Source organism: Pectobacterium sp. CFBP8739 (assembly GCF_013449375.1).
In the GTDB taxonomy this organism is placed as follows: Bacteria; Pseudomonadota; Gammaproteobacteria; order Enterobacterales; family Enterobacteriaceae; genus Pectobacterium.
In genome coordinates, this window is the sequence record NZ_JACDRR010000007.1 from 19192 (window position 1) to 32234 (window position 13043).

The following is a 13043-nucleotide window of genomic DNA, read 5'->3' on the forward strand; positions in this document are numbered from 1 at the left end:
CTCGGCTTTGGCCGCAACATAGATAACACAAAGGTTCCTCCATGAAGAAAATTGATGCGATTATTAAGCCGTTCAAACTGGACGATGTGCGTGAAGCGTTAGCTGAAGTGGGCATCACAGGGATGACGGTAACGGAAGTTAAAGGCTTTGGTCGTCAGAAAGGCCACACCGAACTGTATCGTGGCGCCGAATATATGGTCGATTTTCTGCCAAAAGTAAAAATCGAAATTGTCGTGTCCGATGATATCGTCGATACCTGTGTAGAAACCATCACGCAGACCGCGCAAACGGGTAAAATTGGCGACGGTAAAATCTTCGTCTTTGATGTGGCCCGCGTTGTCCGTATTCGTACCGGTGAAGAAGACGAAGAAGCGATTTAATCGTTTCGCTTCCCCCGACAATACCCCTTAGAAGCCAGCCTATCAGGCTGGCTTCTCCACATTTATTTCCCTTTAGGAGCGGTAGGAACCCAACCTGCTAGCACCTTATTTACGGTGTATTCTGTGGCTTCCGCATCGCTTAACTGACGGCGTTGAGCGTTTTTCTCTGCGCCTTTACCGCTGGATTTATACTCGAAAAAGCGTGAGTCCTGCGGATGGAACCAGATTGTATTACCTTGTTTATCTTTACCGGACATTTTGTCCCAGCCATAGATGTGGTCGTCCATGCTGGTGTTCAGGAAGACGGTTTGGCCAATCGCGTTAGGGTCGGCATAACGACCATCGTCAAAGGTGGTCGTTGGGTGCCACGGGCGGCCCAGACCATAGCTTTTCGCCGGGACGTCTTTCTCTTTAGTCACCCGGCTATTGATAATAACCAGACCATATTTTTGTTTAATATTGGTGCTGGGGGCGGTGAGATAGCCAATCGGCTGATTTTTCACGTCGGTACGGTTACGCGCGACAATGTCGCAATTATCAAACAGCGCGGTACCATTACCAAAGATGAAGTCAACGGTGCCGCTGATTCGGCATTTGGAGAAGTAACTGCGTCCGCCTTTTACATATAACGTGTCTTGATACCCTACCAAGCTAACATCATGGAACCACGCACGATCGCTATTTTCGGCAACCAGTAGCGCAACGGCCTGCGAGTCTTTTAATTTTGTAGGGTCGTCGTTGGCTTTGGCTTGATTGGCGAGGTAATCAAAATCATTGCGGATGGTCAGCGAGCGAGCGCTGAAGTCAGGCGCATCGACTTTCACCGTGTTACTGCCATAGGTTCCCCATTTGCTGCCGTCGGGCTTGAGCATACCTGCCGCAGTGTTCGCTGCAATCACAGTGCCGTCACGGCTTTCACCCTGTAGGTGAATGTTAGGGCGCGTAATAGTCAGGCGTTCATGATACGTGCCATTTTTCACATAGATAACAAATGGAGAGCTATCTGTGGGGGCGCTGGCGATGGCTTCAGCGATGGTTTTGTAGGCGTTGGCACCCGTTGCATTGGCAGAAACCAGCGCATTGTAGTCGGCTGCCTGTGCTAACGACCAGGGGGAGGAAATTAACATGGCTAAGGTCAACGTTTTGCAGAGGCGTGAGGTGTCTATCATGTCCATAGTCCTTTAATTGGTATAGGGAAGGGTACATAACGCGCGGCGGTGAAGTACACCGCGCGCGATTCGTTTTTATCGTTTTGCCTGACTAACAACTACTTATGTTTGCTGACGGTTTTCTCCGCCAGAGCGGCTAAAGCGGGTTCCTGCCGAATGGCATCAGCGACAATCCCTGCCACAGCAATAGCGCCTTTTTGCTGGAAATGGGTGGTATCTGGCTTGCTCAGGCTACCCGCCTGATCGCGATAGTAAGGATATTTTTTGGGATCGATCACCAGCCAGTACTGTTTCCAGCTATCGCTGTTGCCCTGATTCGCCAGCGCGATAGTGGCAGGTTCTACATCCAGTAAAATCACTTTATTATCAGCAGCCGTATTCCTGATGGTCTGGCTGTAATCGCCGATAAAGGCATAACCATTTTCCGCGTTTTGCTTGGTGAAGTGACTATGTACCGCTGGCGTGCCGTTTTTCCCATCTGCTGTTTTTACTCGGGTAGTCGGGGTCAACAGAACCGGTGTGAGTTTGTGCTGACGGGCGAAAGTGATGTAGCGCTCCAGCGATGTTTGGAATGACATATCGGCTTTCCCTTGCGGCGCTTGCTTTTTCCCTGCGGCATCGTTCGGGTAAGTACACAGGTTAGCGACGTCCGCCGGACCACGTACCGCTTTCGCACTGTTGCAGTTTTGATCGTTGTGTCCCATTTGGATAAACAGGAAATCACCTTCCTTCATCAGTGGCTGCATCTGACGGAACCAGCCCTCGTAAAAATAGTCGCGTGAGCTACGGCCTGCACGTGCGCCATTGACGACTTTTACACCGCTGTTTTTACTGAACTGCTGTTCAAAAACCTGACCCCATCCCATACGCGGGAAGCGCATTTTTTCATAGGTTGCTGCGGTAGAGTCGCCGACGATGAAAATGCGGGTTTGCGCTTTCTGGATCGCGTCCAGACTCTGGCGGGCAGAACGATAATCCAGCGGTTCATAATCGCCTTTATTATTCAGACCGACGATGGGATGGAATGTGCTGTCGGTCAGCACTGTATGGCCAGAATGGCCGGTGTCGTTGTGATAATTGCGCGTATGGTTAATGACGTTGACGATTTTGGTGACCGCATCCTGCTGGGCCGCAGGGTAAGTCAGAGGATCGAAACGTTTGGGCGCGTTGACGCCTACCTGTTTTAACGCGTCATTAAATCCTGCATGAAAATCGGCGTAGGCTGTTTTCCATGCTGCGGCGTCCAGTTTCGGTGATGCCGTGCCGTCCGTGAGCTGCTGTGGACCAATGTAGCCTGCTGCCACCGCAATATCTGAGGTAATGCGGTCAGTCAGCGGGTTGATATTGGCGATATTTTCTTTTCCGTCATGCAATGTAGGCGCGACAGCGGACAAGCAAATGGCGCGAGGAATATTATTCAACAGGCAATTATTGCCGCCGGATTCGATGGCTAAAAGGCGTAACGGCGGCGTGAGGCCAGAGACATCGAGGTGATATTTTCCTTGCTCATCGGTCTGGGTCTGCCGCTTCTGACCTTGTTGGTCTCTGATAATGATGGTGGCAGGCAGGTGGATATCCCGTGCGGTCACATTACCCGATAAACCGGTTTTTTCACCCAGCGTTGAACCCGACAGCCATTTCGCGCTCTCTGGCGCGGCGGTCTGGTGTGCAGCGGTGGGGGTTTTAGCGTGTACCAGTGTGAAAGGGGCGGAAAGTATCAGAGCTAAAGCTACACTTTCTGAAAAACGTTTTGCCATGGTCAGACATATCCCTTGTTGGTTAGTCGAAAACGGTTAATGAACCTAGGCGTTATCAAAGGAAAGTCGCTGTTTTTTATCGTTCTTGTCACGGTCTTTAGAGAAACGTCGGGGCTTTATTGTGCACCCAAGCCGATTCAAGGGCGATGCTTAAACACAGGTTCTTTTATGAAATAATCATTCATTAAAAATGAAATATTATTTTAATAAGATGTGTTTTTTTGTGACCCACCTCTTTTTTAGCAGATAGCTCGTGTATCAGCGCATAAAAGTGTGACCGATAAAGTATTTTTGGTAAGGGGGAAAATGAAAAAAGGCCGTAAGAGCGACCTTTGGGTTTGATCCGTTATCAATGAAGGTTAGACAACTTTATGCGGACCAAAACATTCGTAATGTAGCTGTTCAACTGGGATATCCATTGCCAGCAGTTGCTGTGCAATAAACTGCATGAATACCACTGGGCCACACAGGTAATAGTGCATATCTGGCGTGGTTAACTCATCTCTTAGTGAAGCCAACTGCATCAATCCGCTGTGATGATAATCTTCGCCCGGACGATCGGCCTGCTGTGGTTCGCGATACCAGATGTGATGCTGGAACTGCGGCAATGAGTCTCCCGTTTGTTTGACTTCATCCGCAAACGCATGGGCCGTGCCGTTTTCTGCCGCGTGCAGCCATAACACCTTTGCCTGATGATCCTGCTGTTTGAGCGTATGCAGCATACCCAACATGGGGGTTTGCCCCACGCCACCGGAAATCAGGGCAACGGGTGTGGAAGCAGGGAGGTCAAGGAAGAAGTCGCCGTGCGGTGCCGCCAGATGAATGATGTCGCCTTCGCGCGCGGTATCATGCAGATAGCCGGAAACGGTGCCCTGTGCTTCACGCTTCACTGCAATCCGGTAGGATTTTCCATTTGGCGCGTGCGTCAGAGAATATTGGCGAATTTCCTGATTGGCAAAACTGTCATGCTTGATGTAAACCGCCAGATACTGACCCGGTTGAAAATCAGCAATCGGCTGGCCGTCGGTAGGTTCCAGCGTGAAGCTGGTAATCACGGCGCTTTGCGGCTGCTTGTTCACAATACGGAAAGGTCGTACACCGCTCCAGCCGCCGTTTTTCGCTTCGGTGCTGCGGTAGATATCGCCTTCGCGCTGGATGAAAACATTCGCCAGCACGCCATAGGCTTTACCCCAGGCGTCCAGCACCGCTTGTCCTGGGCTAAACATTTCATCCAGCGTTGCCAATAAGTGATTACCCACAATCTGATACTGATCGGCCTGAATGTTAAAGCTGGCGTGCTTCTGGGCGATACGCTCAACCGCAGGCAGCAGCGTGGCCAGATTTTCAATATTCGTCGCATAAGCACAGATGGCATTGAACAACGCTTCTCGTTGATCGCCATTGCGCTGGTTGCTCATGTTAAAAATATCTTTGAGCTCAGGGTTATGCGTAAACATGCGATCGTAAAAATGCGCGGTCAGTCTCGGGCCGGTTTCCGCCAGCAGAGGAATGGTTGATTTAACAATGGCGATAGTTTGGTTATCCAGCATGGTGACTCCTGATTTATTGGTATGGTTTATAAGTTGTATTTTTAATGCATCTTATTGGGTTTGTCCGTCACTGTAAATTACCTTTTTAGTGGTAGGGCTTTTTTAGGTGGGAGCTAAAGGGAATAACATGAAGAAAGAGCAGGTTGAAAATGAAGAAAAATCCGTTGACCATCGTGCAGCTCATATTTGCTGAAGCCTTGCGCTGCCTGTAGCTAATCGTTTGCGTAAAAACCTCTGTCAAGACCTATCTTCATTAGGGAAAAACGGTTTACACTATACGCCATTCCCCAAAAGGGTAGCCCAATTCCCAAATGGGTCATTAATTCCCAGTATATTTATGTTAGCTGAGTCAGGAGATCCGGATGTTAAAGCGTGAAATGAACATTGCCGATTATGATGCCGACCTGTGGCAAGCAATGGAGCAAGAAGTGGTGCGTCAGGAAGAGCACATTGAACTGATTGCGTCAGAAAACTACACCAGCCCACGCGTTATGCAGGCTCAAGGCTCTCAGCTGACGAATAAGTATGCTGAAGGTTATCCAGGCAAACGTTACTACGGCGGCTGTGAGTATGTTGACGTGGTTGAACAACTGGCTATCGATCGTGCGAAAGCGCTGTTCGGTGCCGATTATGCCAACGTACAACCGCACTCTGGTTCCCAGGCTAACTTTGCCGTTTACACCGCGCTGCTGCAACCGGGCGACACCATTCTGGGTATGAACCTGGCGCACGGTGGTCACCTAACGCACGGTTCTCCGGTTAACCTGTCAGGCAAACTGTATAAAGTTATTCCTTACGGTATTGATGAAAGCGGCAAAATCGACTACGACGAAATGGCGGAACTGGCACGTACGCACAAGCCAAAAATGATCGTCGGTGGTTTCTCTGCTTACTCTGGCGTGGTTGACTGGGCCAAGATGCGTGAAATCGCTGACAGCATCGGCGCTTACCTGTTTGTCGATATGGCACACGTTGCCGGTCTGATTGCCGCCGATGTTTACCCTAACCCGGTTCCTCATGCTCACATCGTGACCACGACGACGCACAAAACGCTGGCTGGCCCACGCGGTGGCCTGATTCTGGCGAAAGGCGGTGACGAAGAGCTGTACAAAAAGCTGAACTCTGCTGTTTTCCCTGGTGGTCAGGGTGGCCCATTGATGCACGTTATCGCAGGTAAAGCGGTTGCGCTGAAAGAAGCGATGGAGCCTGAATTCAAGGTGTATCAGCAGCAGGTCGCGAAAAACGCGAAAGCGATGGTTGAAGTCTTCCTGTCACGTGGTTTCAACGTCGTTTCTGGCGGAACCAGCAACCACCTGTTCCTGCTGGATCTGGTTAGCAAAAACCTGACTGGTAAAGAGGCTGATGCTGCACTGGGTCGTGCGAATATCACCGTGAACAAAAACAGCGTGCCTAACGATCCGAAGAGCCCGTTCGTGACTTCCGGTATCCGTATTGGTACACCGGCGGCAACCCGTCGCGGCTTTAAAGAAGCGGAAGTGCGTGAGCTGGCTGGCTGGATCTGTGATGTGTTGGACAACATCAACGACGAAGCGACCATTGAGCGCGTGAAACAGAAAGTGCTGGATATCTGCGCTCGCTTCCCAGTTTACGCATAATTCGGTCGTTTCTCTGACATCACTGTCGGAACGCGTCCTGAACGCCAGCCTGTGTGCTGGCGTTTTTTATGGCGGCCATCCCTGGCCTCCACCTTACGGGCCGTCGCATGCTCTCTGACAGAGTAATCGGCAAAAAAGAGTAACCAGTAAAGAAACATCGCATTTGCGACGGTTCGCAGGATGGTGAACGGGAGTCTTCGCCATCGAAAGGGAGACATCATGGTTTTGCAATCGACGCGCTGGTTGGCGCTGAGCTATTTCACCTACTTTTTTTGCTATGGCGTTTTCCTGCCATTTTGGGGGGGATGGCTGAAAGGCGAGGGGCTGTCCGCCGAGTCGATCGGGATGCTGCTGGGAGCGGGGCTGGTGGCGCGTTTTGTCGGCAGTCTGGTTATCACGCCCAGCGTAAAAGATCCGTCCAAATTGATTACAGTATTACGCGGGCTAGCGTTGCTGTCACTGGCGTTAGTTGTCGGTTTCTGGCTGGGAAATGCCTGGCTGTGGCTGATGATCGTGATGATTGGGTTTAACCTGTTTTTCGCGCCGCTGGTGCCGCTGACCGATGCATTAGCCGCGACTTGGCAGCGGCAGGTCGTGATGGATTACGGCAAGGTGCGGGTTTGGGGCTCGATCGCGTTTGTCATCGCTTCTGCGGCGACGGGCGAACTGGTTGCCATCTGGGGACACCCCGCGATTTTGGCCATTCTCAGCGCGGGGCTGGTTGTCATGCTGTTAGGTATGCTGCTTCGCCCCAGCGTGATGCCGCAAGCGGCAGCGTCAACCGCGCAGTCGGTTAGCGTCACGCCGTGGAAACGATTGCTGACCGAACCCGCGGTATGGCGTTTCCTGCTTTGCGTATCCCTGCTACAGGGCGCACACGCGGCTTACTATGGTTTCAGCGTTATTTATTGGCAAGATTCGGGCTATTCCGCCTCGATCATCGGTTATCTCTGGTCGTTAGGCGTGGTCGCGGAAATTATCATCTTTACCTTCAGCCAGCGTCTATTCCGACGCTGGAGCGCCAGACAGCTTCTGTTGCTCTCTGCCGTGTGTGGTGTGGTGCGCTGGGGGTTAATGGGCTTGACGGTGGCTCTGCCGTGGCTGATTGTGATACAGATATTGCACTGTGGCACGTTCACCGTGTGCCATCTGGCTGCTATGCGCTTTATCGCCGCGCGTTCCGATGGTGACATCCTGCGGCTACAGGCGGTGTATTCCGCGTTGGCAATGGGGGGAAGCATCGCGGTGATGACGATGGTATCCGGTTTCCTGTTCGAACATTTACAGGGCGGTACGTTCTGGGTGATGGCGCTGCTGGCGGTGCCAGCACTGTTTATGCGGCCTTCCGTCAGTCACCGTGCCGCAGTCGAAAAGGTCTAATAAAGTGGTATCTACTGTCAAGATAACATCGTGTGGTAAAGATAATGTTACATTATAACGCTTTGAAACGCGGGTGCGGACGGATAACGTTGCTGATGGCAGGTTTGGCATTCGGCCAACCCGTTTTCGCTCACCCACACAGTTTTATTGATATGCAGACCACAGTTGAGAGCCAGAACGACCACATCACCGGTTTACGTATGCAATGGACAATGGATCCCATCACGTCGGCCGATTTGCTGTATGACGCAGGAAAGGCGAAAGCGGATTCTGAAATCTGGAAGAAACTGGCGGCGGAAGTGATGGCTAATGTCTGGGGGCAGCACTATTTTACTGATATCTATCGTGATGGCCAGCCCGTGAAATATACGCCGCTGCCAACCGAGTATCACCTTTCCCGCAAAGGTAATCAGGCGGTACTGGAATTTGTACTGCCGTTGGCACATCCACAGCCGCTGGCCGGAAAACCTTTACTGATTTCTACTTACGATCCTACCTATTTTGTCGATATGTCCTATCAGAACGACAAGGCTGTGAAGCTCGCGCCTGAGTTAGCCTCGCGCTGTAAAACCACGCTCGTCACACCAGAACCTAACGCTGACCTGCAATCCTATGCGTTATCGCTGGATAAGAACGATACGCCGGACGAAGATATGGAGCTGGGTAAACAGTTTGCACAGCGGGTGACGTTGCAATGTCAGTGAACCTCGGTTCGCTGCCGCGCCGGCGTCCGCTGTTGAGTCGGCTGCGCGATTTGTGGCCGCTATGGCTGTTTTTGGTACTGTTGGCTTCGGCGCTGCATTACATCGTAGGGTACTGGCCGCAACTCGTGCTGCAAAGCGCGATTTGGCAGAAATCGCTGCATCAGCAAATGTCGCACCTGTTGCAAATGGTGGAACAGCAGCCGCATCAGGCGGGGCTGAGTCTGATGATGTTCAGCCTAATCTATGGTGTACTCCATGCCGTCGGGCCGGGGCACGGTAAAGTGGTCATCATGACCTATCTGGCGACCCACCCGTCGAAGCTCAAAAGTAGCCTGAAGTTGACGCTTGCGGCGTCGCTGGTTCAGGGGCTGATGGCTGTGGCGCTGGTGACCGTGGTATTAGGGATCTTGCAGCTATCCAGCCGAACGTTGCACAACAGCAGTTTTTGGATGGAAAAAGGGAGCTTTGTGCTGGTCGCGGGACTGGGGTTACTGCTCTGTTTTCGTGCGTTAAAACAGCTGTCTACCATCCTCGTACAGCAGCCTAAACCTGCGACTATTTTGCGTGTCACTCAGCTTAACGTACCAACGGATAGACGTATGAGGCTTCGCCCTACGCCCGTTCTATCCCATTCTTTGCATCAGCACGATGCCGACTGTGGCTGCGGGCACCGCCATCTTCCGAGCAATGAGGAGCTTGAGCGCGATAGCCGTTGGCGCACGCGTCTGATGATTGTGCTGGCGATGGGAATGCGCCCCTGTTCAGGCGCTATTCTGGTGCTGCTTTTCTCTAAAGTGCTCGGCGTGTATTGGTGGGGCGTCGCCTCTGCGCTGGTGATGGCAGGCGGAACGGCGATCACCATCTCGGCGCTGGCCGTATTGGTTTTTTACTGCCGCCGTATCGTTGAGCGTTTAGGTGCAAATCGGGCATCGCCCGTATGGCAGCGTGCGACGTTTTCTCTTCTGGCATTTGCCGGCGGGCTGATTTTGGTTGGCTCCGGCGTCCTGCTTTACCTCAGCGCACAGCCCGCGATGATGGGCGGTATTCGGCCATTCTCCGGCTAATTTTACCTTTTATTAACCTCGCGCTAAAAACCCATTGCTTCCGATAATCACGGCAGGATATCATTTCAATAATGATAACTATTATCACTTATAACCATAATTGCAGAAGGGAATAATAATGAAAAAATGGCTGTTCTCAGTCGTTGTTCTGTTGGGGCTGAGTGCGAGTGCTGTCGCGAGCGCTAACCCGATTGTTATTGAAGATGTTAGTGGCAGGAAGGTAGAAATTAAATCTGAAGTGAAGCGGATTATTTTGGGTGAAGGTCGACAGATTTATCTGCTCGCTGCCTTTGATACCGAGGCTCCGTTCCAGCGCGTGGTTGGCTGGCGTGATGATCTGCCAAAAGCGGATTACGACGGCTATCTGGCTTATGAAAAACAATACCCAGAAATTAAAAAGCTGCCGACCTTTGGTGGAGCGAAAGACGGTACTTTCAACGTTGAGCAGGCGTTGACGCTGAAACCGGATTTGGTGCTGATGAATCTGGAGTCAAAAGCGGCAACAGATGAAGGCAAATTGATCGAGAAACTCAATTCGCTGGGTATTCCGGTCGTGTTTATCGATTTCCGCGAGAAGCCGTTTGAGAACGCGGAGAAAAGCATTCACATCATGGGCCAACTGGTGGGCAAGCCACAGCGTGCGGACGAGATTATTAAATTCCGTCGTGAGCAAATTGAGCTGGTTACCGATCGGTTGAAGAACTATCAGGGCCCACGTCCGAAAGTAATGATCGACCGCGCAGGCGGCTATGATGAAGAATGCTGCATGTCATTCGGTGATGAGAACTTTGGCCGTATGGTTGAGGCTGCTGGCGGTGACAACATTGCCAAGAACATCATCCCTGGCACGTTTGGTACGCTGAACCCAGAACAGATTATCAGCTCGCGTCCGGATGTGGTGGTGGTGACAGGGGCGAACTGGAAAAACTACAACACGGCGAATGGTTGGGTTGGCGTTGGGCCAGGAGCCGATCAGAAAGAAGCGCTGCAACGCCTGCAAAAACTGATGGAACGTTCTGCATTTAAAACGCTACCTGTTGCGACCAATGGCAATGCTCATGCAATCTGGCATCAGTTCTATGACAGCCCATATCAGTTTGTAGCGATTCAGGTATTAGCAAAATGGATGCACCCGGAGCTGTTTAAGGATATCGATCCTGACGCGACGTTCCGTACCTTCCATGAGAAGTTCCTGCCGCTGCCGTATCAACCAGGTTACTGGGTTACGCTGCCTGCGAAACAGTAACATCGCCAGATGATAAAAAGCACTGGGTTCTATGGCTCAGTGCTTTTCTGTAATGATTTCATGATCCTGCAAGTCGCCTGTGCATTGGTTGTGTTATTTGAAGTGCTAAACCACCCGCCGCTCATCCCGAACTTGATTCTGTTAGTATTCAAAACAAATACGTTTTCCCTTTCTGTTTATCGAATGTCGAAATTTTAGATTTTTTAGCTATTATTAATTTTACTTTAATAGCTAATCATCATTAGTACGGTTTTATTAAATAATATTTGCGATCAATACTATAAAGCTGCTTGCTCCTCTGGCGATAATGGATGTGGTGGCGATATCTCAGATTCTGGTTCGATATAACGTGTAGGAATAACTATTCCGTTCTTTACGCATATTTGAATCAGTAAAAATACGCGGTATAAAATTTGAAAATGGAGTGGCTATGAATATCACACAACGCTTGCTACTGATATTCTCGTTAATGTCCTTAGCGTTGATCTCGTTGGTCATCGTTACATTGTCGTTATTATCAGGCTTTCAATCTCGTGCTGAATATGTTCAGGAAAATACAATCCCGAGTTTCAAATACATAAGTCAATTAGTCGAAAAAAGTAACTCATTGGTACTTTTTCTGTATCGTCACCAAACTATCTCAGAAAATGAAAAACTCAGTGCTATTGAGCAAGACATAACGAAAACTTCTGAAGAAGTAAAAGCGCTTAATGACTATTACCTGAAAAATCTTTCATCGAATGAAGAAGATGCTCGGGTGTCGAATCAGGCTGCGGATATAATTGGAAAATTACAGTCGTCACTTCCCGCTTTTTTTGCTGCATCGCGCTCAAACCAAAAAGAAGACTCTCTCAAGCTTTTACAGGGAGTTGGAGGGCCGGGAGAAGCGGTTCGCAATTTAATCGCAACTTATCGCGAACAGTTTAACCTTAATGTTCGAATCGGAGATGAGTTACGTAAGCAGAATGTTGCCGCTTACGAGAAATCATGGATCGGTCTATTATCGAGTTCGATATTGATTGTTTTGTTGATCGGCTTTTTCGCGGTAAGAACGATTCTGGGCATTAGAAAAAGCCTGAACGCCATGAGCCAAACGATGGAAAACGTGAGCCATAGTCTTAACCTGACAATACAGGCAGATGAACGACGTAAAGATGAGGTGGGAAATACGGCCAGAGCTTTCAACAGCCTGATCCACAGAGTCTCATCTGCATTGGCAGCCGTGAGTGCATCGTCGCAGTCTGTGAGCAGCGCGGCGACGCAGATTGCTGCTGGGAATGAAGACTTGTCATCCCGTACCGAAGAACAGGCTGCTTCGCTGGAGCAAACGGCGGCGAGTATGACGGAACTGGCGGAAACGGTACGTCAGAATGCAGAGAATACACAACAGGCGAGTCTGCTGGCGGGGAATGCTAGCCGAATTTCGGTCAATAGCGCGGATTCCGTCAGCACCATGCTGAATACGATGGAACATATCCGTACTAGCTCGGGCAAGATCACTGACATTATTGCGCTTATCGAAGGCATTGCATTTCAGACCAACATTCTTGCTCTAAATGCAGCGGTAGAAGCGGCACGCGCTGGTGAACAAGGCCGCGGTTTCGCCGTGGTTGCGGGAGAAGTCCGCACGCTGGCACAGCGATCATCTACGGCAGCGCGTGAAATCAAAGATTTAATAGATGCCTCAAATTCGCTGGTATCGGAGGGTGTGGATCAAGCGAGCGATGTAGGAAAAAATATGTCGGCGATGAAAGACGCTATCCAGCAAGTGACCGATTTGGTGAATGAAATCGCGGCGGCAACGGAAGAGCAAAGTAAGGGGATTAACTTAGTACATCAGGCCGTTAATCAGATGGATGATGTGACTCAGCAAAATGCGGCATTGGTGGAGGAGGCCTCCGCGGCGTCACAATCGTTGCAAGAACAAGCCAATACGTTGAGCCAATTGGTGGGGCAGTTCGTTGTAGGGCAGGCGGCCACTCAGGCACTGGCTTCTGTGCCTGTATCCGCTTCCCCTCAGCTCTCTGCACCACGCCTTTCTCCCGCAAAGAAAAAGGCTCAGAATGATACGGATTGGCAGAGTTTTTAACCCTGCATGTTGCGTGCAGTATAAATGATAAGTACGGCGTTTTGGCGTGATGAGAAAACCATCTTATAAGTAAGATGAGAATAAGGAA

At 50.5% G+C, this 13043-nt stretch carries 10 protein-coding genes; 7 read left to right on the plus strand and 3 right to left on the minus strand.

Features of this window, described 5'->3' with window-relative positions; genetic code table 11:
• Positions 1 to 41: 41 nt before the first annotated feature.
• A complete protein-coding gene (gene glnB / locus H0247_RS06070) occupies positions 42 to 380 on the plus strand; it encodes a nitrogen regulatory protein P-II (protein WP_005970202.1) in 339 nt (112 codons plus the stop codon).
• Positions 381 to 442: 62 nt separating this feature from the next.
• Here glnB and pemA read toward each other — a convergent pair whose 3' ends face one another.
• From pemA to hmpA, 3 genes are all read right to left on the minus strand, one after another.
• Entirely contained in the window at positions 443 to 1549 is a 1107-nt protein-coding gene (pemA, locus tag H0247_RS06075; protein WP_180741743.1) for a pectinesterase PemA, read from the minus strand.
• A gap of 98 nt (positions 1550 to 1647) precedes the next feature.
• Complete coding sequence (gene paeY, locus H0247_RS06080; RefSeq protein WP_180741744.1) at positions 1648 to 3306, minus strand: pectin acetylesterase PaeY; 1659 nt, start codon at positions 3304 to 3306, stop codon at positions 1648 to 1650.
• Between the two features lie 359 nt (positions 3307 to 3665).
• Positions 3666 to 4856, minus strand: a complete 1191-nt coding sequence (gene hmpA / locus H0247_RS06085; protein ID WP_180741745.1) for an NO-inducible flavohemoprotein — start codon at positions 4854 to 4856, stop codon at positions 3666 to 3668.
• A 362-nt stretch (positions 4857 to 5218) separates the two neighbouring features.
• Here hmpA and glyA point away from each other — a divergent pair, with 362 nt between their 5' ends.
• The 6 genes from glyA (at position 5219) to H0247_RS06115 (ending at position 12955) form a co-directional block, all read left to right on the plus strand.
• A complete protein-coding gene (gene glyA / locus H0247_RS06090; protein ID WP_180741746.1) occupies positions 5219 to 6472 on the plus strand; it encodes a serine hydroxymethyltransferase in 1254 nt (417 codons plus the stop codon).
• A gap of 219 nt (positions 6473 to 6691) precedes the next feature.
• Positions 6692 to 7852, plus strand: coding sequence for a 3-phenylpropionate MFS transporter (locus tag H0247_RS06095; protein ID WP_180741747.1), 1161 nt, complete (start codon positions 6692 to 6694; stop codon positions 7850 to 7852).
• 44 nt (positions 7853 to 7896) lie between these two features.
• Positions 7897 to 8556 carry a DUF1007 family protein gene (locus H0247_RS06100; RefSeq protein ID WP_180741748.1) on the plus strand — a complete coding sequence of 220 codons (660 nt, stop codon included), beginning with the start codon at positions 7897 to 7899 and terminating at the stop codon, positions 8554 to 8556.
• Complete coding sequence (locus H0247_RS06105; protein ID WP_180741749.1) at positions 8547 to 9620, plus strand: nickel/cobalt transporter; 1074 nt, start codon at positions 8547 to 8549, stop codon at positions 9618 to 9620. Before H0247_RS06100 ends, H0247_RS06105 begins: the two co-directional genes overlap by 10 nt.
• 118 nt (positions 9621 to 9738) lie before the next feature.
• Positions 9739 to 10866 (plus strand): ABC transporter substrate-binding protein, encoded by a 1128-nt coding sequence (locus tag H0247_RS06110; RefSeq protein ID WP_180741750.1) that lies wholly within the window; start codon positions 9739 to 9741, stop codon positions 10864 to 10866.
• A 430-nt stretch (positions 10867 to 11296) separates the two neighbouring features.
• Positions 11297 to 12955 (plus strand): methyl-accepting chemotaxis protein, encoded by a 1659-nt coding sequence (locus H0247_RS06115; protein WP_180741751.1) that lies wholly within the window; start codon positions 11297 to 11299, stop codon positions 12953 to 12955.
• The last annotated feature ends 88 nt before the right edge of the window (positions 12956 to 13043 follow it).